The sequence below is a fragment of the Bradyrhizobium sp. USDA 3256 genome (genome assembly GCF_054058275.1).
On the sequence record NZ_JBSSAE010000002.1, the window covers coordinates 2,421,362 to 2,445,711 of the forward strand.

23 protein-coding genes and 1 pseudogene are annotated in these 24,350 nt (G+C 62.6%); 11 read left to right on the top strand and 13 right to left on the bottom strand.

What is annotated here, in order from left to right; translation table 11 throughout:
* Window positions 1-81: 81 nt before the first annotated feature.
* From ACVWY5_RS12860 to ACVWY5_RS12890, 7 genes and pseudogenes are all read right to left on the bottom strand, one after another.
* Window positions 82-861, bottom strand: a pseudogene (locus ACVWY5_RS12860) (ABC transporter permease); the annotation flags it as partial.
* Window positions 858-1,919 carry an ABC transporter ATP-binding protein gene (locus ACVWY5_RS12865; protein ID WP_028334183.1) on the bottom strand — a complete coding sequence of 354 codons (1,062 nt, stop codon included), beginning with the start codon at window positions 1,917-1,919 and terminating at the stop codon, window positions 858-860. The gene ACVWY5_RS12865 and the pseudogene ACVWY5_RS12860, both read right to left, overlap by 4 nt.
* 4 nt (window positions 1,920-1,923) lie before the next feature.
* A complete protein-coding gene (locus ACVWY5_RS12870) occupies window positions 1,924-2,898 on the bottom strand; it encodes an extracellular solute-binding protein (RefSeq protein ID WP_028334184.1) in 975 nt (324 codons plus the stop codon).
* Between the two features lie 64 nt (window positions 2,899-2,962).
* Entirely contained in the window at window positions 2,963-4,045 is a 1,083-nt protein-coding gene (locus ACVWY5_RS12875; RefSeq protein WP_321176799.1) for an alanine--glyoxylate aminotransferase family protein, read from the bottom strand.
* 92 nt (window positions 4,046-4,137) lie between these two features.
* A complete protein-coding gene (locus ACVWY5_RS12880) occupies window positions 4,138-4,635 on the bottom strand; it encodes a LeuD/DmdB family oxidoreductase small subunit (protein ID WP_028334186.1) in 498 nt (165 codons plus the stop codon).
* Window positions 4,632-5,894 carry an aconitase/3-isopropylmalate dehydratase large subunit family protein gene (locus tag ACVWY5_RS12885; RefSeq protein ID WP_028334187.1) on the bottom strand — a complete coding sequence of 421 codons (1,263 nt, stop codon included), beginning with the start codon at window positions 5,892-5,894 and terminating at the stop codon, window positions 4,632-4,634. The genes ACVWY5_RS12880 and ACVWY5_RS12885 overlap by 4 nt, the downstream gene beginning before the upstream one ends.
* A 2-nt stretch (window positions 5,895-5,896) precedes the next feature.
* Window positions 5,897-6,577 carry an RraA family protein gene (locus tag ACVWY5_RS12890; RefSeq protein WP_028334188.1) on the bottom strand — a complete coding sequence of 227 codons (681 nt, stop codon included), beginning with the start codon at window positions 6,575-6,577 and terminating at the stop codon, window positions 5,897-5,899.
* Window positions 6,578-6,668: 91 nt separating this feature from the next.
* On the opposite strand from ACVWY5_RS12890, the gene ACVWY5_RS12895 reads away from it, so the two are divergent.
* Window positions 6,669-7,403, top strand: coding sequence for a helix-turn-helix domain-containing protein (locus tag ACVWY5_RS12895; RefSeq protein WP_051376142.1), 735 nt, complete (start codon window positions 6,669-6,671; stop codon window positions 7,401-7,403).
* Window positions 7,404-7,710: 307 nt separating this feature from the next.
* Window positions 7,711-7,938 (top strand): hypothetical protein, encoded by a 228-nt coding sequence (locus ACVWY5_RS12900; protein ID WP_321176800.1) that lies wholly within the window; start codon window positions 7,711-7,713, stop codon window positions 7,936-7,938.
* A 172-nt stretch (window positions 7,939-8,110) separates the two neighbouring features.
* Here the strand turns inward: ACVWY5_RS12900 and ACVWY5_RS12905 are convergent, their stop codons facing one another.
* From ACVWY5_RS12905 to dctP, 4 genes are read right to left on the bottom strand one after another with little or no spacing between them, the layout of a single operon-like run.
* Window positions 8,111-9,028: an SMP-30/gluconolactonase/LRE family protein gene (locus tag ACVWY5_RS12905; protein WP_028334190.1), complete on the bottom strand. Its 918-nt coding sequence runs from the start codon at window positions 9,026-9,028 to the stop codon at window positions 8,111-8,113.
* Between the two features lie 12 nt (window positions 9,029-9,040).
* Window positions 9,041-10,348, bottom strand: a complete 1,308-nt coding sequence (locus ACVWY5_RS12910) for a TRAP transporter large permease (RefSeq protein ID WP_028334191.1) — start codon at window positions 10,346-10,348, stop codon at window positions 9,041-9,043.
* Complete coding sequence (locus ACVWY5_RS12915; RefSeq protein ID WP_051376145.1) at window positions 10,345-10,899, bottom strand: TRAP transporter small permease; 555 nt, start codon at window positions 10,897-10,899, stop codon at window positions 10,345-10,347. The genes ACVWY5_RS12910 and ACVWY5_RS12915 overlap by 4 nt, the downstream gene beginning before the upstream one ends.
* A gap of 6 nt (window positions 10,900-10,905) precedes the next feature.
* Window positions 10,906-11,910: a TRAP transporter substrate-binding protein DctP gene (dctP, locus tag ACVWY5_RS12920; protein ID WP_321176801.1), complete on the bottom strand. Its 1,005-nt coding sequence runs from the start codon at window positions 11,908-11,910 to the stop codon at window positions 10,906-10,908.
* 209 nt (window positions 11,911-12,119) lie between these two features.
* Between dctP and ACVWY5_RS12925 the strand changes: the two genes are divergently transcribed.
* Genes ACVWY5_RS12925 through ACVWY5_RS12935 form a run of 3 tightly spaced genes read left to right on the top strand, consistent with a single transcriptional unit; the run spans window position 12,120 to window position 15,617 of the window.
* The gene (locus ACVWY5_RS12925) at window positions 12,120-13,316 is read left to right on the top strand and encodes a CaiB/BaiF CoA transferase family protein (RefSeq protein WP_028334193.1); all 1,197 of its coding nucleotides are present in this window, start codon (window positions 12,120-12,122) and stop codon (window positions 13,314-13,316) included.
* Between the two features lie 47 nt (window positions 13,317-13,363).
* On the top strand, window positions 13,364-14,512 hold the full coding sequence (locus ACVWY5_RS12930; RefSeq protein ID WP_028334194.1) for an acyl-CoA dehydrogenase family protein: 1,149 nt from the start codon (window positions 13,364-13,366) through the stop codon (window positions 14,510-14,512).
* A gap of 13 nt (window positions 14,513-14,525) precedes the next feature.
* Window positions 14,526-15,617, top strand: coding sequence for an acyl-CoA dehydrogenase family protein (locus tag ACVWY5_RS12935; RefSeq protein ID WP_028334195.1), 1,092 nt, complete (start codon window positions 14,526-14,528; stop codon window positions 15,615-15,617).
* Here ACVWY5_RS12935 and ACVWY5_RS12940 read toward each other — a convergent pair.
* Together ACVWY5_RS12940 and ACVWY5_RS12945 are read right to left on the bottom strand one after the other, a co-directional pair.
* Complete coding sequence (locus ACVWY5_RS12940; protein ID WP_028334196.1) at window positions 15,614-16,345, bottom strand: IclR family transcriptional regulator domain-containing protein; 732 nt, start codon at window positions 16,343-16,345, stop codon at window positions 15,614-15,616. The genes ACVWY5_RS12935 and ACVWY5_RS12940 overlap by 4 nt on opposite strands.
* Before the next feature lie 118 nt (window positions 16,346-16,463).
* Complete coding sequence (locus tag ACVWY5_RS12945) at window positions 16,464-17,306, bottom strand: IclR family transcriptional regulator (protein ID WP_028334197.1); 843 nt, start codon at window positions 17,304-17,306, stop codon at window positions 16,464-16,466.
* Here ACVWY5_RS12945 and ACVWY5_RS12950 point away from each other — a divergent pair.
* The 6 genes from ACVWY5_RS12950 to ACVWY5_RS12975 are packed head-to-tail and all read left to right on the top strand — an operon-like array spanning window position 17,287 to window position 24,261.
* Window positions 17,287-18,600 (top strand): acyl-CoA dehydrogenase family protein, encoded by a 1,314-nt coding sequence (locus ACVWY5_RS12950; RefSeq protein ID WP_321176802.1) that lies wholly within the window; start codon window positions 17,287-17,289, stop codon window positions 18,598-18,600. The genes ACVWY5_RS12945 and ACVWY5_RS12950 overlap by 20 nt on opposite strands.
* Window positions 18,597-20,120 (top strand): AMP-binding protein, encoded by a 1,524-nt coding sequence (locus tag ACVWY5_RS12955; RefSeq protein WP_028334199.1) that lies wholly within the window; start codon window positions 18,597-18,599, stop codon window positions 20,118-20,120. The genes ACVWY5_RS12950 and ACVWY5_RS12955 overlap by 4 nt, the downstream gene beginning before the upstream one ends.
* Window positions 20,117-21,331 carry an ABC transporter substrate-binding protein gene (locus ACVWY5_RS12960; protein ID WP_028334200.1) on the top strand — a complete coding sequence of 405 codons (1,215 nt, stop codon included), beginning with the start codon at window positions 20,117-20,119 and terminating at the stop codon, window positions 21,329-21,331. The genes ACVWY5_RS12955 and ACVWY5_RS12960 overlap by 4 nt, the downstream gene beginning before the upstream one ends.
* Window positions 21,328-22,218, top strand: a complete 891-nt coding sequence (locus tag ACVWY5_RS12965) for an NAD(P)-binding domain-containing protein (RefSeq protein ID WP_038377464.1) — start codon at window positions 21,328-21,330, stop codon at window positions 22,216-22,218. The genes ACVWY5_RS12960 and ACVWY5_RS12965 overlap by 4 nt, the downstream gene beginning before the upstream one ends.
* Window positions 22,219-22,231: 13 nt before the next feature.
* Window positions 22,232-23,362 (top strand): Ldh family oxidoreductase, encoded by a 1,131-nt coding sequence (locus ACVWY5_RS12970; protein ID WP_028334202.1) that lies wholly within the window; start codon window positions 22,232-22,234, stop codon window positions 23,360-23,362.
* Between the two features lie 2 nt (window positions 23,363-23,364).
* Window positions 23,365-24,261, top strand: a complete 897-nt coding sequence (locus ACVWY5_RS12975) for an amidohydrolase family protein (protein ID WP_080667080.1) — start codon at window positions 23,365-23,367, stop codon at window positions 24,259-24,261.
* Window positions 24,262-24,350: the final 89 nt, after the last annotated feature.

Here is a 24,350-nt window from a genome sequence, read left to right on the forward strand (position 1 = left end):
TCCCGGTGTCATCGGCAGCTTCGCGGTCGCACTGCGGGCATTGGTTGAGAAGCGGCGCTTGGCGAGATAGTGCCGTTGAACGAGAAGCGCGAGCGCCGTGCAGGCAATCAGGAGCACGCTGAGCGCACCCGCAGCAGCCGGATTGGCGTCAGATTCGCCGGCGAACAGCTTGAAGATGTCGACGGCCAGGAACGGGCGGTCCTCAGCCAGCACCGCTGGCACGCCGAAATTCTCCAGCGCCTCAATGAACACCAAAATTCCCCCGGCAAGTATCGCCGGCATCACAATCGGCAGCAGCACGGTGCGGATCACATAGGACCGTGAACCGCCGAGATTGCGGGCTGCCTCCTCCATCGAGGCATCGACGGCCTGGAAGCCGGCCAGCACGGGCATGACGACGTAGGGATAGAGCGTCAACGTGAACACGATGACGATGCCGGGTAGGCCATAGATCGAGCCGATCGGGATGCCGATTCCGCGCAAGGCGCTAGTGATGACGCCGGCATGGCCGAACAGCAGCACGAGCGCGTAGGCGCTGACGAAGGAGGGCAGGACCAGCGGCAGGGAGGCAAGCGTCAGCAGCAGAGCGCGGCCCGGTATGTCGATCCGGGCAAGACAGAAGGCGAGCGGGATTCCGATCGCGCATGTGAAGGTTGTCGCGAGCGCGGCGCAAAGCAGACTATTGCCGATGCTGCCAAGATAGTAGCGGCTCTTCACAATCGCCGCATAGTTCCCGAGCGTCAGCCCGCCCGTGCCGTCGATCCGTATGCTCGCATCCAGAACGAGCGCCAGCGGGTAGAGCAGAAAGACCGCGAGCAGCACCAGCGCCGCCAGCGCCACGATGGTGGCAAATCGTTTCATGGCGCCGGATACGCCGTGATCTGGGCAGGATCGTAGGCAAGGGTGAGCGGAGCGCCGGGCAAGACATCAAGTACCTGGCCGCCGAGCGCTGTGATCCGAAGCTGGGTGCCGTCTGGCAACGTTGCGTGGAGACGCTGCATCAGGCCCAGAAATTCGCGTAGCGCCAGACGTGCCTGAACGAGCGGGCCGTCGGAACTGTTTCCCAGCCGCAGCGCCTCCGGCCTGACCGACAGCAACACCGGTGCGCCCGGTGATGCAACCTCGCCTCTGACTGAGAACTCCGTTCCGGCCGCCGCGACAGGGGTGTTGCGGCCGTCGAAAGCGCCGGCGATGCCCGGCACCATATTGGTCGAACCGAGGAACTCGGCGACGAACGCAGTCTGCGGCATCCGATAGATGCGTTCGGGCGTGTCCACTTGCTCGATCTTGCCGCGACGCAAGACAGCGATGCGGTCGGAGATGGCGAGCGCCTCCTCCTGATCGTGCGTCACGTAGATCGCAGTGAGGCCGAGCGCCTGCTGGAGCTGTCGGACCTCGATTCGCATTTCGGTGCGCAGTTGCGCGTCGAGATTGGAAAGAGGCTCGTCGAACAGGAGCACAGCAGGTTCGATCACGAGCGCGCGGGCGATCGCCACGCGTTGCAGCTGGCCACCGGAAAGCTGGTGTGGCGAGCGTGGACCGTAACCTGCTAGGCGCACCCGCTCGAGCGCTTTGTCGACACGCGATGCAATCTCGGCAGCCGGGACCTTCCTGGCCTTCAGCCCGTAGGCCACGTTTTCGGCGACGGTGTGGTTCGGGAAGATCGCGTAGTTCTGAAACACCATGCCGCTGTCGCGGCGATGCGCGGGCAGGGTATCGATGCGCCGGCCGTCGAAGGAAATGGATCCGGATTCGACATCGACGAAGCCGGCGATCATGCGCAGCAGCGTCGTCTTCCCGCAGCCCGAAGGCCCGAGCAGCGTGAACAGCTCGCCGTGCCTGATGTCGAGCGAAATGTTGTCCACGGCCCGCACCGCGCCGAAGGTGCGGGTCAGGCCTTCAATCCGGATCCTGGTCATGGGATCAGCGCGTGTTCTGGATTGTGGTCTTCAGCCGCGCGAGGGTGTCGCGCCGGGCTGCTTCCCATTTGGCATCGTCATAAGGCAGCACCTTGATCGCCCGGAAGGGCAGCATCCCGGGTGCGACTGCCTCGAGCTCGATATCTTGACGGGCAGGGCGCCGGAAGGTCGCCTTAAGCAACATCTCCTGAACTTCTTTGCTGGCCAGGTAGTCGACCAGCCGCTTGGCGGGCTCGGGGTTCGGTCCGCCTTTCAGGACGGCCGCGCCCTCGACGCCCGCATATGTGCCCTCGGCCGGATAGGTGACGCTCACTGGCGCCCCATTATGGGCCCACAGGAAGCCGGCATATTCGAGGGTGATGCCAAGTGGATATTCGCCGCTACCGATCCCGTCGAACACCTGGGTCGAGCGGTTGAGCACCTTCGCATTGGCGAGCAGCCCGTCCATCCTCGTCCACGCCGCGTCATCCGCACCCCACAGCGACAGAAGTGTGGTCGCGGCCGCATATGAGAATCCCGAATTGGCCGGGTCGGTAAAAGCGAGCTTGCCCTTCCATTTCGGATCGAGGAGGTCGGCCCAGGATTTGGGCCCGCTGGCCTTGTCGATCGCCTTGGTATTCTGCCCGATTACAACGACCTGGATGTTGGTGCCCAGCCAAAGGTCGTTTGGATCGCGGAATTGGGCCGGCACGGCTTCGCGGCCCGTGGCCGGGTAAGCCTGAAGATGTGGACTCGCCAGCCGCAGCAGCGTCGCATTGACACCCCAGATCACGTCACCCTGCGGATTGGCGGACTCGGAGGCGACACGGCGTACAAGGACACCCGATCCGGTCGAGACCACGTCGACTTTGATCCCGGTCGCCTTGGCGAAGCCTTCGGCGACAAGCTTGTTCACGGTGTCGTCGTTGGCCGAATAGAGCACGACGCTCTGCTGGGCCGCGGCCAGCCCGGCCGCGAACAGCGATACCGCGAGCGCCACGACTCGGGCGAGGACGGAGGCAGGACATCTCATCATGGTTCGCCTTTATCGGTTCAGTCGTCGCTCATGTGGTGGCAGCGAGGTACACGGTGGCCGCCTTGAGCCCGGCGCCTGGTTCAATCGGCAAGCCGAGCTTCGTGAGTGAGTCTTCAAGATGCAGAAGGTCGGTCAGAATCGTCGCCGTGCTCAAAGCCCCCATCGTGCCAAACCGGATGACACGGCCAGAGAGACGGTTGCGGGCGCCTGCGATCACCGTGCGGTGATCCTGGTAGAGCTGCCGGACGATGGCTCCGCCTTCGAGCCCGTCTGGGACCTTGAAGACCACGACCGTGCTCGAGCGCGGCTCATCGCGGCAAAAATCTGCTAGTCCGAGCGCCGCGCCGCCGGCGCGCAGCGCGGCTGAGAGCTTCTTGTGGCGCTCGAGCACATTGGCGAAGCCTTCCTCATGCATCATCGTCAAGGCCTCTCGCAGAGCGTAGATGAGGCTCACCGGCGCCGTGAATGCGGTCTCGTTTTGCTCTGCGGATTTCAGCGCGCGACGGAAATCCCAATAGAAGGTCGATCGCTGCTTGTCCTGCCCGATCACGCGCCATGCCTTGGCGCTCACGCTGGCAAGTGCGAGGCCGGGCGGGCACATCAAGGCCTTTTGCGAGGCTGAGACCACGATATCGACGCCCCATTCGTCCTGCCGCATCTCGATGCCGCCAAGACCGCTGACAGAATCTGCGATCAGCAGCGTGGGCCGGTCGCGCACGAGCGCGCCGAGCGCGGCGAGATCGGCAACGATCCCGGTTGAGCTCTCATTGTGCACGGCGACGACGGCGCAATAGGTGTGCTCGCGCAACCGGGCCTCCACCGCGGCGATATCGATCGCCTGGCCCCATTCGATCGCGACCGTGTCGGCCGTGATGTTCATGGCCTTGGCGATGGCGGTGAAACGCTCGCCGAACTGACCATGCTCGATCACAAGGATCCGGCTGCCGGGCCCCGCCACGTTGACGAGCGCGGCCTCCATGACGCCTGTTCCGGAACTCGCAAAGAACAGGACATGGTTTGTCGTCCCCAGGATCGGACGGATCATCTTCTCCGCCTCGCCGATCGCGGCCCGGCATTCGGGGCCGCGATGGTTGACCATTGTCCGGGCCATCGCCTGCCGCACCCGCTCGGGCACCTCGGTTGGACCGGGAAGCCGAAGACGGTAACCTGTCGAGGCGATGGCGGGGGAAGTCTCTGTGGCCGTCATAGCTTGAAGTCACCGTTCTGACGCATGTAGGGAACGAGGCCGCCCGCGCGCAGGATCGCCAGCATGATCGGTGGCAGGGGATCCGGGCTGAGCGTCTCGCCACTACGTTCGTTGCGGATCGCGCCGGTGCCGTCGTAGATCAGGATGTCGCCCTCACTAATCCCGGCGGTATCGCAGACGAGCGGCAGCAGGCCGTTGTTGATGGCGTTGCGGTAGTAGGTCCGCGAGAATCCTCGAGCCAGCACCGCCGGAATGCCGGCGCCGAGCACTGTCGTGACGGCGACCTCCATGGCCGAACCGCAACCGAAATTCTTGCCCGCCACCAGGATGTCTCCGGGCTGTACAGAGGCTGCGAAGGCAGGGTCGACATGCTCGAACAGGAATTGCTTCAGAACAGCGGGATCGAGGCTCTCTCGCTTGCGGGTCGAGCTGATGATCGAGTCAGTGTTGACGTCGTCGCCAACCAGTCGCGCGCGTCCCCGTAGAGCTGTCATCGCGACACCTCGCGGGGATCAGTCACCGCGCCGCGTGTTGCCGTGGCTGCGCAGGCAGCCGGGGAGGCGAGGTAGATCGATGCCTTGGCGTTACCCATGCGACCCTTGAAGTTGCGGTTGGCCGTCGAGATCACTGAAACTCCGTCTGCCGGGATCACCCCGCAGGTCCCGCAGCAGGAGCCGCAACCCGGCTCGACCACCGTCGCGCCGAAGCCGACCAGGGCGTCGAGCGTGCCGTCGGCCGCCATGGCGTCGCGGACCTCGCGCGATGCCGGCGTGACCACGAGCTGGACGCCGGGCGCGACGCCTCCACCCGCCTCGAGCACGGCACGGGCCTGATGGAAATCGCGTAGCCTGCCGCCCGTGCAGGTGCCGAGATAGACCATCTGCACCGGCGTGCCGGCCGCATCCTCGAGTGGTACGACCTGATCCACCAGATGCGGCAATGCGATCTGCGGCGGGAGTGCGTCGAGCGCGATCTCCACGGTCCGGCTGTAGCGGGCATCCGGATCCGGTGCGATCGGTTCGAAGGCTTGGCCGGTGCGACCTTCCAGATACGCGACGGTCTCTTCATCGGCCGGGAAGATGCCGGTCTTCGCTCCCATCTCGACGGCAAGATTGCTCAGGACGAGGCGGTCCTCCAGCGTGAGCGTGGCGAGGCCGGGCCCCGCGAATTCGAGCGCCTGATAGGCCGCACCGTCGGCGCCGAGTCGGCCCACGAGCGCCAGCGCGATATCCTTCGCATAGACGCCGCTCGGCAGTTCTCCGGTCAGAACGACGCGGATCGAGTCCGGGACGCGCAACCACATCCGGCCGCACAGCATGATTGCGGCAAGGTCGGACGAACCGATCCCGGTCGCAAAACAATTCAGCGCCCCGTATGTCACGGCGTGGCTGTCGGCTCCAACGACCAGGCTGCCCGGCAGCGCGCGGCCGGTCTCGACGATGAGCTGGTGGCCGATTCCTTCGCCGGCCTCATGCAGTGTGACGCCGAAGCGTTTGGCGAAGTCTCGCATCACGCGATGCAGTTCGATCGTTTGCGGGCTCGCGGGCGGCACGTAATGGTCGAGCGCAAAGACCAATCGCGCAGAATCGTGCACGTTCTTCCCGCCCATCGCCTTGAAATAATCGAGCGCCATGGGGACTGAACCGTCGGTACCGAGCGCGCAATCGACCTCGCAGACCACGAGGTCCCCGGCCTGCGCATCCTGCCCGGATTTTCGAGCGAGTATCTTCTCGGAGATCGTACGCCCGGCCATCGTTAGACCTCTGGCATCTCGCAGCCGAGACGGCGGAGCGAGGCGTCGACCCAGCTACGATCGAGCGTACCGGCTTCGATCGCCGCCATTTGCTTGGTCTCGGCAGCCCGCTTGGCTTCGGCGGCCTCGATCACCGCGCGGCAATCGTCGACGGCGACCGCGAGGACGCCGTCGTCGTCGCCCAACACCAAATCGCCGGGTTGTATGACCATGCCGCCGATCGCGATCGGCCCGTTGATCTCGCCCGGACCGTCCTTGTACGGACCGCGATGGGTGACACCCGCTGCGAATACGGGCAGCGGGTTCGCCCGGATCGCAGCCGCATCGCGGATCGCGCCATGGATGACGATGCCGGCGACGCCGCGCCGGGCCGCCTGCGCGAGCATCATCTCTCCGAAGATTGCGTTGCTGAGGTCGCCAGCCGCATCGACCACGATGACGTCGCCGGCAACTGCCATGTCGAGCGCCTTGTGAACCATCAAATTGTCGCCGGGGCGGGTCTTCACGGTCAGAGCGGGACCAGCCATGCCACCGACCGCATGCATCGGCCGCAGCGTCGCGCCGCCCGAGGCCATGCGTGACATCACATCACTAATATTGGCGACCGGAAGGGCGCGAGCCCGCTTGATCCATTCGTCCGCGACAGCGCGCTTGCGGGAATGGATCCTGAACCCTACGGCCATACCGAACCCCATTGAAAATGGAACGCCGTTACGCATAGTGTAATGGCGATGCGCCGAGGTCAACCCAGAATCGGCGGAACAGGGGATTTCGATGCCGAAGACACAGGGGGTCGCCGCCGTGCAACGCGCACTGGCGATCCTGGATACCTTCGCCGGAGCCGGCTCGCGCAGCCTGGCCGACATCGCCAAGTTCACGGGTTTGGCGAAACCAACGGTGATGCGTTCGCTGGTATCATTGGACGAAGCCGGCTACGTCGTCCGCCTCAGCGACGGCCGCTACGCACTTGGTGCGAAGACTTTCCAGCTCGGCACCACCTATCGGGCCAATTTCAATCTCGAACAGCATGTGCTGCCGGTGCTTCAGCGGCTAAGCCAGCAGACGTTGGAGAGCAGCGCGTTTCACGTGCGCGAACGCGACAGCCGGCTCTGCCTGTTTCGGGTGGATTCGCCGCAACTAGTACGCGACGTCGCGCGGCTCACAAATCTCGCGCCGCTTGATTTGACCTCGACAGGACAAGTGCTGAGGATGGCCCGTTGGGCGGACCGGGTAGATGACGGCGTGCAAATTTTCGTCAGCTCCGGAATTTACGACGCCGTGACGGCCTCTCTCTCCACCGCTGTCTTCGGCCACGACAGAGCACTGGTGGGGGCCATGACGGTCAGCGGCCCCGTCGAACGCATACGTCGCGCCGATCTCGGGGCGTTGGCGGCCCCGCTTACCGACGCCTCGCATCAGCTGTCGCTTGTGCTCGGCGCGCCACTGCCCCGGGAGGTCGGCGCGCCGCGCATCATCAGCTTGCCATCGGCGGAAACCGGCTCTCCCTGAACCTCCACCAATTTGAGCTGTTTGGCGGAGCTTGCCCGAGCTGGGTGGTGATGGATTGGAGTGAGAGTTCACGTGTTTCAATCGACTAGAGGGCGTCGTGTGCACGATGTGTGCATCAGGAGATCAACAAAAATCTATAGTCGGCCAATACAGGCAGCGGCCTCAAAGCTCGTTTCGGTGTCATGGAAAATGACGTGGTTTCGGCTCGATTTCCTATCCGGCTCGGAAGTCGAAATACGGTCTGACCTCGCGCAGTTGATCGAGCAGGGCAGGTCGATGAGCGGGGTCGAGATCGCCGCCATTCATCATGAGCGATTGGAAGTTCAGGGGCAGCCTGGTTGCATTGTTGGGGGGATCGACTGTTGCTCATCCGCAATGCTCGTGCCGATCCCGAACGATCGCCAAGACGAGTGAATACGGCGCCGATCCGACCGTGCCATTGAGCATCCTGCGCTTCACCGCCGTGTTCGATTTCAGCGGCAGCCCGACGAACTACGCTGTCGATGGCCATGGCAACGGATCGAATGCCCCCTGAGCAAGCAACTGGCTGGTCCGCATCTATCGGAGGACGTGCCGCCCGGCGTTTTCAATCGACAACGGATTGACACAGGCGCCGTCCGCCACTCAATGATATCTGTGCATCAAAGTCGGTGATGGGACGCCAAAGCGCGAGGTGACCTCAATACGCTGCCATCCTCATTGAGCGGCTAACGATGCGAGGCCATCAGCCGTCCCGCAACGGGCAGGCGCGCGACCAGAATGGAGCCGGTTTCCGACTCCGTGATGTAGAGGTTTTTGTTGTCGGGACCACCATAGGCCACATTGGTCGTGGCGAGGCCCTTGCAGGAGCGGATCCGATAGAGTGGCTCGCCCAGGCGACTGAATATCCAAGCGGTGCCGAGGCCGGCGTGAGCGATGGCAAGATTGTCTTGCTCGTCCATCGCCAGGCCGTCGGGGCCGCCCAGGCTTCCGGACAACTGGAGGAATATGCCGACCTTCGATGCCGTGCCGTCCGGCATCAGCGGTATCCGCCAGATCGCATTGCCGCGCGTTGCGGCGACATACAAGATGTGTTCGCTGCCATTGAGCACCAACCCATTCGGGCTCGGCACGTTGCCGACGATTAAGTCGAGCGTTCCATCGACGCGCAGACGATAGACGCGACCGGTCGGGTCGTGCATGCCGGTCTGCCCCTGGTCCGTAAAATAGATGTCGCCATTGCTGGAAAACACCAGGTCGTTGACGCCCTTGAAGCGCTCCGACCAGCGCCGGTCCAGCACGTTGGTGACTTTGCCGCTATCCGGCTCGAGCATCATGAGCCCGTGGCGATAGTCCGTGATGAATATCCGACCATCGCGTGCGATCTTCAAGCCGTTCGGCTCGCCGTCATATTCTGCGACCAGCGTGAACTCGCCGGCCGGGGAAATGCGGAAGACCCGGCCATACGGAATGTCGACGATATAGAGATTGCCGTTGCGATCGAAAGACGGTCCCTCGATGAAGGAATCAGTCGGAAGTCCCCGGCGGTTCACGACTGCCCAGGCGTTGTCAGGGTCCTTGCGACGAAACTTGTCCGGTAGGCAGGCGAAGACTTCGGTCTGGATTACTTCCGGTGCTGCGTACATCTATTCATCTCGTCAAGGGACAACAGCGGCCTGCGAGGGCAGCCACGTCGCGATTTCAGGGAAGATCACCAGCAGACCGAGCAGCACGAACATGATCAAATGGAACGGAATCGTGCCCGTGACGACGTCGCTCAGCTTGCCGGTCCAGATGCTCTGGATCACGAAAAGGTTGATGCCGATGGGAGGCGAGATCTGGCCCATCTCGATGAAGAGCACGAGGATGACGCCGAACCAGATCGGGTCGATGCCGTATTGGACCAGAACGGGATAGAGAAGGGGCACCGTCACCACGATCATGCCGAGACTTTCGACCAGGCAGCCCAGCACCGTATAGAGCACGAACAGAGCGAAGAAGAATTCGAGCTTCGAGAGCTTCAGATCGACCAGGAACTGGGTGATCTGCTCGCCGACGCCGGCATAGCTGATGGCGTAAGAGAACAGGAAGGCGGCATAGACGATGAACAGGATGTTGCCGCACACGCGCACGGTGGTCTGTAATGCGCGCCAGAGAATTGCGACGCTGAAATCACCCCAGAACATCGCGATGATCATCGCCAGCACACAGCCGACGGCAGCGGCTTCAGTCGGCGTGACCAGGCCGGAATAGATGCTCCCGATCGTGCCGCCGATCAGCACCATGAACGGAATGACGTCGAGCAAGGCCGACAGCAGTTCGCGGACCGATCGGGCGCCGGTTTCAGCGGGTGCGATCCCCGGCTTGAACCAGGCGTGCAGGGCAATGTAAGTCATGAACATCGCGGTCAGCAGCAGGCCCGGCATGACGCCGGCCATGAACAGCTTGGCGACCGAGGTCTCCGTGAAGGTGCCATAGACGATCATGGCAATACTCGGCGGGATCAGGATGCCGAGCGTGCCCCCTGCGGCCAGAGAGCCGGCGGATAAGCGGGGGCTGTATTTGCGCTTCCGAAGTTCCGGCAGCGCGACGCGTCCGATCGATGCAGCCGTGACGACACTTGAGCCGCTGATGGCGGCAAAGATCGCACATCCCGCGATGTTGGTTTGCAGCAAGCCCCCAGGAATCCACGAGACCAGCTTCGACAGCCCGTGATAGACCCGCAGGCTCAACCGGCTCTCCTGCAGGATCTCGGCCATCAGGATGAACAGCGGGATGGCGCTCAGCGTAAAGCTGTTCATGCTGCCCCAGCTGACGAGGCCGATGCCTTTCAGCCCGGCCAAACCGGCGTGCAGCAGCAGATAAATGACGGAAGGTACGGTGATTGCGAACGGGATCGTCATGCCAACGCAAAGCAGGCCGACGAAAATCGCAAGGACAAGGATCAGTTCGACGCCGGGAGTCATCGCTGCATGCTCCCTTGAAGGTGGCGGATTTTGACGAGAATGGTGCGGACCAGGGCGAAGCACAGGAGCAGCATGCCGAGCGCCATCGTGGTCTGCGGCAACCAGAGCGGCGTTTGCAGCGGCGTGGGAGCCACGTCCTCGGAGCGCCAGGAGTTCATCACGAGGCGCCCCAGTTGCCAGGTGACGAAAGCGGTGGCGATCAGCGACATCAGGTCAAAGATGATCTGCGAAACGATCCGTGCGGACTGTCCAAGCCGGGCCTGGATCAGCTCAACCCGGTGAAACGCGCCATGCGCTTCGGCAACCGACATGCTGAGGAAGGTGGTCGCGACTAGAAGATACCCGCCGATCTCATCGGTTATCTGAAGCGATGTCGAAAATACGTTGCGCGCGATCGCTTCCGCTCCGATCAGGATGATCATGGCAACCAGAAACAAGGCGCAGAGCGCCTCGGACGCATTCTCGACCGGGCCCGGGCCCGATGACACGTTGTCGATGAAGTGGACGGCGCCGTCAGGCGCCACGTCCTTGATCTCGATGCCGCCGGCCATGATTGATTACCGGCCGAGAGCCGCACGAACCTGTTTGAGCGCTGCCGCGGCATCCGGGCCCTTCGACTTTGCCCATTCATCCCAGAATGCTGAGATCACCTTGGTGCCGGCGTCAATATCGCCGGGCTGTTCCGGCGTGACGGTCATCCCGCCCTCGGCAAACTTCTTGCTGAGACCGTCTTCCTCGTCCGCCATGGCCTTGGTGATCAGCGGCATGTTGTCTGTGATCGCCTTGCGGACCTTAGCCTGGATCTCCGGTGACAGCTTGTTGAAGCGATCCTTGTTCACGATGATGACGGAATTGAAGTAGTTGATGCCCAGCCGATAGTTGAATTTCAGCAGGTCCTTCCAGGTGTTTCCGCCGCCGGTGTTGGCGGTGAGCACGCCGTCGACGATGCTGCGATCCAGCGCCGAGGGGACTTCCGGCGCGCCAAGCGTGACCGGCACGCCGCCGAGTCGCTTGATGAATTCGCCCTGCTCGGGCGAGGTCACGCGGATCTTCTGCCCTTTGATGTCTGCGAGCGAGATCAGCTTCTTGCTCGAGAATGCGACCTGGTAAGGATAAAGGTACTGCCCGAGCACCAGCACGCCTTTTTTCTCGAAGGCCTTTTCCAGGTACGGCGCCATGATGTCGGCGGCTTTCCTGTATTCATCAAGCGAGCGGATCAGCAGCGGCAATCGCAGGACGCCGCCAATCGGCACGTTGCCGAGAAAGTATCCGTCGTCGCCCATCTGCACGACGTCGTCGCTGACCGCCTGGGTGATGGTCGTGGTGTTGATCGGAAGCGATCCGCCGAGGTGCAGCCGGATCGTCAGCTCGCCGGCGGTATCCTCCTCGATCTGCTCGATGATGGCGTTCATGCCCTTGGCCGCTGCAACCGTCGCCACGGGATTGTAGATGTAGAGATCCCATTTCTCGGCGGCGGAGGCCGGGGCGGTCTTTGCAAGGCCCGCCAGTGCAATGGCCCCTACAATTGCATGCGCAAATCCGCGGCGGCTCGTCGGCATCATCGTTCGCTCCCGGTCGTTTATTGTCGTTGGGCAAAACTATGTTTGATCGCGGCCCGGCCAGCAAGTGAACGAACGGTCATAATCAATCGCATATGTGATAAATGCCTGGATCACGCCTAAGCGTATTGATCGTTCTGCGATCACGTAGAAGTTGGACATCCCGCGTGGCGAGCCGGTAGACGCGGCCAACTGAACGAGAGAGTTTCGGGATGGACACGACCCCTGCAGATGGCCCGTTGGGCGGAATCCGCGTCATCGACCTGACCAATGTGATCATGGGGCCGTTTGCGACCCACATCATGGCCGATCTTGGTGCGGACGTGATCAAGATCGAGAGCGAGGAAGGCGATTCCTTTCGCACCTACCGTCCCAATCGTAGCGAGGGCATGGCCGGCGGCTTTCTCCATCTCAACCGCAACAAGCGTAGCGTCGTGCTTGACTTGAAGCAGCCATCGGGAATGGCTGCACTGCACAAACTGATTGCGACGGCCGATGTCTTCGTGCACTCGCTCCGTCCCAGAGCGATCGATAAGCTCGGACTTGGCTATCAGGCGGTTCGTGCGATCAAGCCGGATATCATTTATTGCGGCGCTTACGGTTTCAGCGAGAAGGGACCTTATCGCGACAAGGCCGCTTATGACGACATCATCCAGGCGGGCTCCGGACTTGCCGCGCTGCACCTTGCCGCGCGAGGCGAGCCGGCATTCATGCCGACCGTGCTGTGCGACAAGCTATCGGGGCAGGCAGTCGCCTATTCGGTGATGGCGGCCTTGTTCCAGCGTGAGCGCGGCGGCGGCGGCCAGGCCATCGAGGTGCCGATGTTCGAGACCACGGCGGAATTCGCCTATATCGAGCATCTGCTCGGCTTTGCCTTCGAGCCCTCGCTTGGAAGTCCCGGCTATAGCCGTGTCGTCAGCCCGCGGCGGAAGCCGTTTCGGACCGGCGACGGCTACATGTGCATCCTTCCCTATTCGGATCGGAACTGGCGCGATTTCTTCGATTTTATCGGGCGTCCCGAGCTGAAGTCGGACGTCCGTTTCTTCCCGCTGGTCGAGCGGGCGTCTCATCTGGAGACGCTGTACGAGATCATCGAACAAGAGGCTCCCAGGCGCTCCACCGCCGCATGGGTCGCGTTCTGCGATGATGTCAGCATTCCCTGCATGCCTGTGCTCGGCCTCGCCGACTTGCCCGATGACAAGCACATGAAGGCGGTCGGAATGTTCGCGCGCGCCGAACATCCGTCGGAAGGCGCGTACAAATCGATCCGGGCACCGGTGTCCTTTAGCTTAGCACCGTTCCGCCTTCGCCGGCATGCGCCTCGCTTGGGCGAGCATACGGCCGAGATCCTGGCAGAGATCGGAATGGACGCTGCGCAGGCGTCTGCCAACAGCGTCAGGAGCAAGTGAGGCGCCGGGCGCGTTGCGCTAAGCGAGATAATCTGAAGGAGGTTCAATTGCGCGCATTTCGGTTCGAATCCCTGACGCTTCCGCCGGAAGCCGATGCGATGCGGCGCAAGGTTCGCGTGTTCCTTGAGGATGAGCGGGCCAATCGACGCTATGCCGCACACCGGACGTCGTGGTCGACATTCGATCCGGAATTCAGCCGGCGCGCCGCGAAGGCGGGCTTCATCGGCATGACCTGGCCGAGGCAATATGGCGGCGGCGAGTATTCCAACCTCGAGCGTTTCGTCGTCACCGAGGAGATGCTGGCGGCCGGGGCACCAGGCGGAGCGCACTGGATCGCCGATCGGCAGTCGGGTCCTCAGATCCTCAAGCATGGCAGCGAACGTGCGAAGGAGTTGATCCTGCCCAGAATCGCGTCGGGCGAGTGCTATTTCGGCATCGGCATGAGCGAGCCCGACTCCGGCTCGGACCTCGCGGCCGCTCGAACCAGGGCAGATCGGGTGGAAGACGGCTGGGTAATCAACGGCGCCAAGATCTGGACATCGAACGCACACCGCGTCCACTACCTGATTGTGCTGGCCCGCACCGGGCCACCCGGCCAGGATCGCCATGCCGGCTTGTCCCAGTTCATCGTGGATACGACGTCGAAGGGTATCGAGATCAGGCCGATCATGAACCTGTCGGGCGGACACGAGTTCAACGAGGTTTTCTTCAAGGACTGCTTCGTTCCGGACGACATGATGATCGGTAAGCCGGGTGAAGGCTGGACGCATGTCACCGGCGAGTTGGCGTTCGAACGGGCCGGTCCGGACCGCTTCATGTCCGATATCCGCCTGCTCGTCGAACTAATCAACAAGGTGGGACACGAACCGAATGAACGCCAGGCCGTCGAGATCGGTCGGCTGGCGGTTCACTTCGCTACGCTGCGGCGAATGTCGTCCTCGATCGCCGGGCTTCTGGAGCAGGGCGGGACCCCGGTCACGGAAGCCGCGCTTGTCAAGGACGTCGGCACGGCATTCGAACGAGAGGTCCCGGAGATCGTGCGGAAGCTCCTGCCGATGGAGGCGAGTCTCGACGATGAGGACGAATACTCGCAAGGATTGGCGCACGTGCTGCTACACGCCCCGTCCTTCACCATTCGGGGGGGAACGCCGGAAATCCTGCGCGGGATGATTGCCCGCAGTCTCGGATTGCGGTGAGAAGGAGCGCGTCATGGAAGACATGTCAGCTATCGTACTTGAGCAGGCAGACCGCCTGTTTCAGCAACACATCGACAAGCAGATCCTGCTGGAGGCCGATGCAGGTCATTGGCCGGGGTCGCTGTGGGGCGCTCTGGACGATGCTGGCTTGCCACTCGCCCTCGTGCCGGATGCGAAGGGCGGCGTCGGACTTGCTTCGAGCGTGGCTGCGAGCCTGATCCGTAGGTCCGCATTTCATTCGGTGCCGCTGCCGCTCGCGGAAACCATCATGGCCAACGCCCTGTGGACGGATGCCGGCGGGGAGGTCATCAAAGGAGCCATGACGCTTGCGCCGGTCAATCCGCTGGATCGCATCACGCTCGTAGCGGGCGCCAGGGGCGCGACACTCCATGGCACCGCGCGCCACGTTCCATGGGGCAAGCAGGCGTTGCACGCGCTGGTATTCGCTCGCGACGCATCCGGAAAGGCGTTCCTCTGCCGCGTGCCCACCGCAAAGATCAACTCGACCAAGGCGCGACGGAACGTCGCTTGCGAGCCACGCGAGGACATCGACTTCGACGGCTTGCACCTTTCATCGAACGACGTGTCGCCGGCATCCTCCTGCCTCGCCGCAGAGGGTTTGATGCCATTCGGCGCGGCCATCCGGGTGCAACAAATGATCGGAGGGATGGAGCGCTGCATGGACTATGCTTTGGCCTATGCCAATGAACGTGTCCAGTTTGGCCGTCCGATCAGCAAGTTCCAGGCCGTTCAGCACATGTTGGCGATTGCTGCCGGGCATTTCGCGGCAGCGTCGGCGGCCGGCGACGCGCTCTCCGAGGCACCGCTGCTCGGCGACAATGCGTTTGCCGTGGCGATCGCAAAGTCCCGTTGCGGCGAGGCCGCCGGACAGGTTGCCGCCATATGCCATCAGGTGCACGGCGCCATGGGATTTACGCAGGAGCACCCGCTGCATTATGCCACTCGTCGGTTGTGGTCATGGCGCGACGAATGGGGCGCCGAACCGTGGTGGCAGGAAAAAATTGGCCGGGTAATCTGTGCGCGCGGCGGAGACGGCTTCTGGCCGCTGCTGGTCGACCGGCAGGAAGCTGTCGGCGCCGCCTAGGCTGACGGAGCTGGCCGGAGATAGCGCTGCACGACATCATTGAGCAGTGCGACGATCTCGGCTCGACGTCGTGTCATGTCCTGCAGAGGACCTGACACTGCAACAGCGAGCGCTCTGTTCCATCCGTCGATGCCTTCGGGCAGGGGAATGGCAATCGAGCCTGCGCCCGGCGTCACCAGTCCTGCCGAGAAGAAGTAGCCATCACGCCGCGTGCGACCGACATTCTCGACCACCTGATTGATGTCGATACGCGGAATCCCGAGCGCTGCTTCCGCGTTCGTGCGCGTGCAGAGGCCGCGGATCTCTCTGTCGCTACATGGAGTCAGCAGCGAAAAGCCGGTGGCCGACCAGACCACCAGCCGCCGGGATCCCGGCGGAACGTGGAAGCGCATCGCGGACCTCGCCTGCAGCACGTGGATATACTGCGCGAAGATGCCGCTGCGCGCGGCGATGATCACGGTGTCGCCGGTCTTGTGGGACAGCTCTTCAAGCATCCTGATCAGGCTGCCGTTTCTGACCGGGCCCTTGTCCAGCCAGGTCCCGAGCAGGGTGACACGCGGTGAGGGCAGGAAGCTGCGGCTCTCCGGCAAATAGTCCATGTAACCCAGCTCGACCAGGCAGTTGAGGAGGATGGAGGTCGATGATTGCGGAAACGCAAGGCGTTCGGCCACTTCGGCAACCCGCGCGTCGCGCTGAATTTCGTCGAAGAACTCAAGAATCCGAAGCACGCGTCCCGCCGACTTGACCGAGCCCGCTGCGGGAGGGCCATAGCTCGTGGCTTCCGTGATTTGACTGTCTGCGGAGATTTTGGTTCTTCGTGTTGGCATTGTACGACGACTGATCCTGCTATTTTCGCAGACGCCTGGTCTTCTCTCGTTCAGATGTCCGCGTCGTCCCGCTGCGCATTTTCAAGGCGATCCCCAATTCGCTGGCCGCGTCGCGCACTACAGACAATATTTGCTGGGCGTCGCGTGAAATCAGTTCGGACAGACCGCCGATTCCAAGTCCGATAGGTTGCTCGAGCGGTCCGCGCGGCATCGCAACGCAGACAATACCGGCGCCGAGCGAGATCCGCCCCAGCGAAATCGCAAACCCGGTCCGTCGGATTTGCTTCAGCTCTTCCATAATTTCGGGAAGCGGCGAGACGAATGGATTCGCATTCCATAGATTGGAAACGTCGGAGGGGCGGATGCCTTGTGCTCCTTCGTCCTTGACGCGTCGTTTCGTCTGTTGCCAAAGCTCCTCGACCGTCTGGTCCGGCATCTCCGAGAGCAGCAGTCGCCCCATGCCGGCTTCCATCAGTGGCAGCCGCGATCCCACCGGGATGTCGAGGCGCATCGCGTGGCGACCGGGAATCACGTCGATGTAGCGCACACACAGATCGGACGGGACGCCGAGCAGGATCGTCTGGCTGGTGCGTTCACCAACCGCGACCATCAGCGATCTAACGTCCGCGCGCGAGACGCTCGGCTCGACCCAGTTGCCCAACGCCGCCACCCGGCTGCTGGGAAGGATTCCCCGACTATCATGATCAACGACGAGATAACCGGCATTGATCATGCTCTGTACGATCGTCGACGTGCTCGACTGGGGAAATGCGAGACTTGCCGACAGTTCCGCGATGGTCACGGCCCGCTGTCTGGAATCGATGTACTCCAGAATCTGCAGCGTGCGCAGTGACGACTTCACACTGATTCCTAAGGACTTGCCGGATCGTGATCGTGGCATGTTTCCCCCGTTTAATCATATAGATGATATTGAATATCTTATTGACGATCAAGACAATCTGCGTTGTTCTCTCGGCGAAAACAAATGCGAAGGAAACGCGATGGAAGGCTTGCCGAACACCATGTGGCAGCCGGCGGTCGAGGCCGGGTTCGTGGACGAGGTGCGGCGGTTCGTGAAGCAGCGCATCGTGCCGCTGGCCAATGAGATCGACGCCAAGGACCTGTACCCAGCCGAGATCGTTCGCGATCTTGCAAAGCTTGGCTGCAACGCGATCTCGCTGCCAAAGAAATTCGGCGGCCGCGAGCTGGGCTATGCCCATAGCGTAGCCGCCTGCGAGGAGATCGGCTACGGAAGCGCCGCCGTCGCGATCTGTCTGATCACGATCTTCCAGGCGCAGACGATGCTAAACACGTTCGGCTCGGAGAGCCTCAAACAGCGCTATCTGCCGCAATTCGCGGAGGGGCTGATCGCTTCCTACGCCCTGACTGAAGCCTCGCATGGCAGCGATATTCGCAGGCTCGATACCAAGGCGCACAAGGACGGCGACGCCTGGGTTCTGAACGGCGAGAAGTCGTTTATCACGTCCGGCTCCCGCGCCGAAGTGTTTGTGATCCTTGCACAGACAGATATCGGTGTATCAGTCTTTGTCGTCCCCCGCGAATGCGCCGGGGTCTCTACATATGTCGGAGAGAACTCCGCAACCTTCGGCCTGCGCAACGGCCCGCATGTCAACGTTCGGCTGCAGGACGTGCGGCTTCCGCTGGATCACCTGGTCGGGCAGGAGGGCAAAGGCGTCCGGCAGGCGGTGACGACGCTCGACTATTCGCGCACACTTGCCGCGGGCATTTCGGTCGGTATTGCAAGGGCCGCGTTTGACGCAGCCCTTGTGTTCGCGCGCGATCGCACCGCGTTCGACCAGAAGGTTGTCAATTTTCAGGGTATCCAATGGTACTTCGCAGACATGCTGGCGAAGATCGATGCCGCGCGCCTGTTGGTTTACGAGGCGGCGCGGGCGCTGGACAACCATGACGACGTCATCCGTCGGGCCAGTGCCGCGAAGCTGTTCGCTTCGGAGGTAGCAACCGAGGTCGCGGCGCGCTGCGTCCAGATCTGTGGCGCCTACGGCACGATGGTGAACGCGCCGTTCGGTCGCTTCATGCGCGATGCCAAGACCTATGAGATAGGCGGCGGCTCCTCCGAAGTGCTAAAGAACGCCTTGGCCAAGCGTGTCGTCAACTACGCGGCCGAGCTATGATCCTGGAACGCCTGTCACACTGGGCATCAGTCACGCCACAAAAGCCGTTTGTGGTCACTGCGGAGCGATCGTATTCGTTTGCGGAAATCCATTCGCTATCGCTCAGATGCGCGCGACTGCTGCAAGGGCGCAGCATCGGAAAGGGCGACCATGTTGCTCTTATCTCGGGGAACTCCGCCGCGTTCCTGGTCGCGTGGTTCGGTATCAATGCGGCCGGTGCCGTTGCCGTGTGCCTGAACGACCAGTTGAAGGGCGACAGCATCGACTATCTGGTGGCGCAATCCGATTCCAGGCTGATCATGGCCGATGAGGATTGGCTGGTCTCGAGGCGCGGTGATCTTCGTGACGGCCGGGTCGAGCTTCCCGTTGTCGCGATCGACGACGAAAAGTTTCTTCTGGAGCTTGCCGCTCTTCCCGAGAGCGAGGTCGCCGACATCGCGCCGCATGATGCCTGCACGATCCTGTATACGTCGGGAACGACCGGGCGTCCGAAGGGCGTGATATGTGCGCATGGCGGTTACGCGGCGACCGGAGTGCAGTCGGCCCGCATCCTCGAACTGACCGCGGAGGACCGCATCTTCGTCTATCTGCCGCTATATCACACGAATCCACAGACCTATGCGGTTATGTCGGCGTTGACGGTGGGCGCATCGCTTGGCCTGCGGCGGCGGTTTTCGGCGACTTCGTTCTTCGAGGACGCGAAGGCCGTGCAGGCGACCGGTTGCACGTTCGTCGGCACGGTACTCGCGATCCTGGCGGCACGCTATTCCGTACCGATGCGCGACCACATGATGCGCTTTACGATCGGAGGCGGTACGACAGCCGAACTCGCGCGCACCATCGAGGACCGCTTCGGTTTCAAGGTGCACGAACTCTACGGCATGACCGAGGTCGGAGGTTGGGTATCCGGAAGTACGGCTGGGGACCACAAGCTCGGCGCCAACGGCCGGGTGCGGCCGGACATGCAGGTCCAGATCGTCGACCCGGATGACAACCCGCTCCCGACCGGCGAGCGCGGCGAGATAGTGGTTCGGCCGCTCGAACCGAACCGAATCCTGCTCGGTTACTACAACAAGCCGGACGAGTTAGCGAAGGCGAGCCGGAACTTCTGGTTTCACACCGGCGATGTCGGCAGCTTCGATTCCGACGGATATCTATATTTTCATGGACGCACGAAAGAGCTCATTCGGCGTGGTGGAGAGATGATCTCGCCGCAGGAGCTCGAGGGCCGTCTGCTGAAGCTGCCCGGGGTCCGGGATTGCGCGATCGTAGGCGTTGCGGATCCGATCATGGGCGAAGAGGTCAAGGCGGTAGTCGTGACGGACTGCGATTTCGATCTGCGCGACGTGCGCGGGCGGCTTGCCGATCAGGTGCCGACATACATGCTGCCTCGGTTCGTCGAGCGAGTTCTCGCGATACCGCGCACCCAGACAGAGAAGATTCTGCGTCGCGAACTCCAATACATCGATGATCGGGTCACCGATCTCACCAATAATGAAAACGGGAGGAATTTGAAATGAAAGGGCTTGCGAGGGTACTTGGTGTACTGGCTTGCTGTCTGGCGACCGGTGCCTGGGCCGGAGACAAATCGGGGACGGTGAAGATCGGTGTCCTGACCGACATGACCGGGGTGTTCTCCGATCTGACCGGAAATGGATCGGTCGAGGCAGCCAAGATGGCGATCGAGAAGTTTGGCGGCAAGGTCAACGGCCGTCCGGTCGAGCTCGTGTTTGCCGATCACCAGAACAAGGCCGACGTCGGCCTTGGTATCCTGCGTCGCTGGTATCAGGTCGACGACGTCGATGCGGTGTTCGACTTCGCCAACTCGGCCGTCGCACTCGGCGCCGTCGAGATCACGAAGGAATTCGACCGGGTGATGGTTCCGTCTGGCGTCGGCGCGACCGACCTGACCGGCTCCAAGTGCTCGCCCAACACGATCCACTGGACCTGGGACTCCTATGGAAACGCCAATGCGCTGGTCAAGAGTGTGATGCATCAGGGCGGAAAGAAGTGGTTCTTCGTCACGGTCGACTATGCGTTCGGGCACAGCCTTGAGGAGAACGTCACGAAGTTCGTCAAGGCAGCTGGTGGTACCGTGCTGGGCTCCGTGCGTCATCCGCTCAACACGTCGGACTTCAGCTCCTATCTTCTTACGGCGCAGTCGTCCGGTGCGGACGTCATCGTGCTGGCCAGCGGCGGAGCCGATCTCTCGAACGCGATCAAGCAGGCACGCGAGTTCGGGATCACGTCGGACAAGTACAAGATTGTCGCGCCGCAGTTCAATCTTGCCGTCGTACACGCGGCGGGCCTTGACGCTACGCAGGGTCTGCTCGCCGCCGGCAGCATGAACTGGACCAAGGACGAGACGACGCGAGCCTTCGCGACCGAGCTCGCCAAGCGCAACAAGGGGATTCACCCCGATGCGCTCCAGGGCGGCGTTTACTCCTCGGTGCTGGCCTATCTCGGGGCCGTCGAGAAAGTCGGCAGCACCGATGGCCGCAAGGTGGTCGAATATCTGAAATCGGTCCCGGTCAAGGACCCGCTGCTTGGCGATGGCGTGGTCCGCGCCGACGGGCGTATGACGCATCCGGTGCAGATCTTCCAGGTCAAGTCGCCAAAGGAATCGAAGGAGCCGTGGGATTACTTCCGGACTATCGATACGATCCCCGGTGGCCAGGCGTTCCGGCCGCTGAATGAAAGCGAATGCCCGCTCGTCAAAGCGTCACGATGACCGGCACACCCTCGATTGCACTGGTCGGTCTCGGTGAGGTCGGCACCAGCTTTGCGAGCGCATTGCTCGATCGCGGTGTCGAGCTGAAGGTTGCCTCGCGTGCATCGCCGCGCGCGACGGCCTCGGCGAAGAAGCTCGGCATCGACGTCGACGAGGATGTCGCGCGCGCGGCGAGCACGGCCGACGTCGTGCTGCTGACGATCACCGGCGATGGGCTGCGCGACGTGGTCAAAACAATCGCACCGGTACTACGGGAGCAGGCGATCCTTGCCGACCTGACCGCCGCCGATCCGCCACAGGTGATTGCGGCCGCCGAAATGCTCGGTGCGAACCGTGCGCGGTTCGTCGATGTGGCGATCATGGGCGCCGTCAGCCTGCACGGCATCCGGACGCCCTTGCTGGCGTCAGGGGAGAAGGCAACGGACTTCGCGGAGGCGATGAATGCGCTCGGCTTTTCCGTATCGGCCCGCGACGGCTCCGCGGTTGGCGATGCATCGAGCCTGAAGCTGCTCCGGAGCCTGTTTGCCAAAGGCCTCGATGCGCTGGTCGTGGAGTCGATGCTGGCCGCGGAGGCACTCGGCTTGCGTCAGGACCTGATCGAACTGCTCGGCGATTTCGATCAGCGTCCATTGCGCGACCACATCGACATGTATCTGAGGACGCATCCTCCCCACGCCGGCCGGCGGCTGGTGGAGATGGAGCTGGCGGAAACGCAGTTGAAGTCGCTCGGGCTCAGGAGCCTGACCACCCGCGCGACCATCGATCGCTATCGCCACACAACGGACCTGGTCCGGCAGGGTGGGGCGATGCCGGGGCTGGATGCTCCAGCGGCCCTGCAATGGCTTCTGGCCGCCGAACGAGCCAGCACACATAAGAACAAGAGCTGAAGGACATTCGCCGATGGATTCGGAGGACATGGATGCGAAGGAGCGGCTGGTCTACGTCACGCCTGCGCTTTTGAAGAGGCAGATCGAACTTGTGTTGTCGGCATGGGGGATGACGCCGGACAAGGTCAACGTGATCGCGGATCTATTGGTCGAAACCGATCTGCGCGGCATCGAATCTCACGGCGCGTCCATGCTCCCTCTCTATGACAAGATGCGGCGCGCCGGCGGACTCAACATGACGCCGCAGCCGCGGATCGTGAAGGAGAATGCCGCCACGGCTCTCATGGACGGCGATGCGGGCCTCGGCCATCCCGTCGCGGTCGAGGCGATGAACCTCGCGGTCACCAAGTGCAAGGCGATTGGCATCGGTGCCGTCTCGGTCGTCAATTCGCATCACTTTGGAGCGACCGGGCTCTATGCCGAGATGGCGGCGCGCCAGGGTGTCATCGCACTTGTCACGTCGTCGGCTCGTACCGTTGCAGTGCTCCCGACCGGCGGCACGACGCCCGTGCTCGGCACCAATCCGATTGCATTCGCGGCGCCGGCGAGCAGGGGGGATCCGTTTCTTCTAGACATGTCGACCTCCGCGGTCGCCGCCAACAAGGTCAAGGTCTACGCATATCATCAGACGCCGCTTCCGGTCGGCTGGGTGGTCGACGGCTCCGGAAAGCCGGTCACCGACCCCACGGAAGGCTTCCGGACCTGCATGGAGAGCGACGTCGGCGGATTGATGCCGATGGGCGGCACCCGCGAAACCGGCACCCATAAGGGCTACGGTCTTGCCGTGATGGCGCAATTGCTCGGCAGCACGCTGGCGGGCGGCTCGTTCTCGCCGTTTCGCAGCCGGGGTGCGAAGCCGGGCACGCCCGACAATATCGGTCATTTCTTCCTTGCGCTGGATCCGGATTTCTTCCGCGCCGGCGGGTCATTCGAGGACGACGTCAGCGACATCCTAGATCACCTTCGCGCGACGCCTGCCGTCGATCCGGGCAGCCCAGTGATCGTCGCCGGTGAGCCGGAATTCGCGCGCAGAGCGGAGCGGCTGAAGACCGGCATTCCACTCAACGATGCGTTTCTGGATGAAGTGAAGGCCGTCGCAACGGGCGCGGCCGTCGATTTCATTCTCGATTCAAAGGTGCAGTGACGATGCTTCATTTCGACGGTGTCATTAAGGACTGTCTCCCTCCGCGACTGGCTTCAACTCCGGAGAGGATCAAGGTTCCGGCTGGCGCGTGGGAGACGCATGCCCACGTTATCGGTCCCGCAGTCGACTATCCTTTCGTATCAGGCAGACACTTCAATCCACCGCCGGCATCGCCTGCCGATTTCGTCGCGATGCTCGACAGGGTCGGCATGCAGTATGGTGTCGTCGTGCAGGTGTCGGTGCACGGAACCGATAACCGGCTGCTCGTCAAGGCATTGCGCGAATACCCCGACAGGCTGTGTGGGGTCGCCGTGATCGACCCCGATATCTCCGACAAAGAGATCGCCGAGCTCAAGGATGCCGGCGTGCGCGGTATCCGCGTTCTCGATATCGTCGGTGGCGGTGTCGGCCTGCAGAATCTCGAAGTCCTGGCGGACCGCTGCGCGGAAGTTGGCTGGCACGTTCAGGTCGCGACCCGCGGCGAGACTTATCCCGAAATCGTCGATCGACTGCTTCGACTGCGGGCACCCTTCATCATCGATCACATGGGGTGGTGCGCCGCGGCAAACGGCCTTAACAGCCCCGAATTCCAGGCGGTGCTCCGCATTGTCCGAAACTCAAGCTGCTACGTGAAGCTGTCCGGCGGCTTCAGACTTTCGGCGCAATCCTATCCGTTCCGCGACGTCGTTCCGTTTGCCGAAGCATTGATCGATGCCGCGCCCGATCGGATGGTGTGGGGAAGTGACTGGCCCCATGTCGGTCTCTACGACGCTGCCACTGTCCCGGATGTCGGCGAGATCCTCGATGGGCTCGCCAAGTATACCGCTGATGTTCAGCAGCAGCACAAGATACTGGTGTCTAACCCAGCTAAGTTCTACGGGGTTCCCGTCGCCACCTAGTCCCGCGCCTGATTTCCCACCTGGAAAAGGGCTTATGCTCTTTTCGAGTGGGATCTGGAGCCGGCAATCAATGGCCATCACACTTTTTG

Bases quoted from the DNA above. Each gene is read 5' to 3' on its own strand.
- ACVWY5_RS12935 (WP_028334195.1), top strand. From the start codon at position 14,526: ATGGAAGACATGTCAGCTATCGTACTTGAGCAGGCAGACCGCCTGTTT.
- ACVWY5_RS12875 (WP_321176799.1), bottom strand. From the start codon at position 4,045: ATGGCCCGGACAATGGTCAACCATCGCGGCCCCGAATGCCGGGCCGCG.
- ACVWY5_RS12975 (WP_080667080.1), top strand. From the start codon at position 23,365: ATGCTTCATTTCGACGGTGTCATTAAGGACTGTCTCCCTCCGCGACTG.
- dctP (WP_321176801.1), bottom strand. From the start codon at position 11,910: ATGATGCCGACGAGCCGCCGCGGATTTGCGCATGCAATTGTAGGGGCC.
- ACVWY5_RS12955 (WP_028334199.1), top strand. From the start codon at position 18,597: ATGATCCTGGAACGCCTGTCACACTGGGCATCAGTCACGCCACAAAAG.
- ACVWY5_RS12880 (WP_028334186.1), bottom strand. From the start codon at position 4,635: ATGACAGCTCTACGGGGACGCGCGCGACTGGTTGGCGACGACGTCAAC.
- ACVWY5_RS12890 (WP_028334188.1), bottom strand. From the start codon at position 6,577: ATGGCCGTAGGGTTCAGGATCCATTCCCGCAAGCGCGCTGTCGCGGAC.
- ACVWY5_RS12915 (WP_051376145.1), bottom strand. From the start codon at position 10,899: ATGGCCGGCGGCATCGAGATCAAGGACGTGGCGCCTGACGGCGCCGTC.
- ACVWY5_RS12960 (WP_028334200.1), top strand. From the start codon at position 20,117: ATGAAAGGGCTTGCGAGGGTACTTGGTGTACTGGCTTGCTGTCTGGCG.
- ACVWY5_RS12865 (WP_028334183.1), bottom strand. From the start codon at position 1,919: ATGACCAGGATCCGGATTGAAGGCCTGACCCGCACCTTCGGCGCGGTG.
- ACVWY5_RS12900 (WP_321176800.1), top strand. From the start codon at position 7,711: ATGAGCGATTGGAAGTTCAGGGGCAGCCTGGTTGCATTGTTGGGGGGA.
- ACVWY5_RS12895 (WP_051376142.1), top strand. From the start codon at position 6,669: ATGCCGAAGACACAGGGGGTCGCCGCCGTGCAACGCGCACTGGCGATC.
- ACVWY5_RS12965 (WP_038377464.1), top strand. From the start codon at position 21,328: ATGACCGGCACACCCTCGATTGCACTGGTCGGTCTCGGTGAGGTCGGC.
- ACVWY5_RS12970 (WP_028334202.1), top strand. From the start codon at position 22,232: ATGGATTCGGAGGACATGGATGCGAAGGAGCGGCTGGTCTACGTCACG.
- ACVWY5_RS12925 (WP_028334193.1), top strand. From the start codon at position 12,120: ATGGACACGACCCCTGCAGATGGCCCGTTGGGCGGAATCCGCGTCATC.
- ACVWY5_RS12905 (WP_028334190.1), bottom strand. From the start codon at position 9,028: ATGTACGCAGCACCGGAAGTAATCCAGACCGAAGTCTTCGCCTGCCTA.
- ACVWY5_RS12910 (WP_028334191.1), bottom strand. From the start codon at position 10,348: ATGACTCCCGGCGTCGAACTGATCCTTGTCCTTGCGATTTTCGTCGGC.
- ACVWY5_RS12885 (WP_028334187.1), bottom strand. From the start codon at position 5,894: ATGGCCGGGCGTACGATCTCCGAGAAGATACTCGCTCGAAAATCCGGG.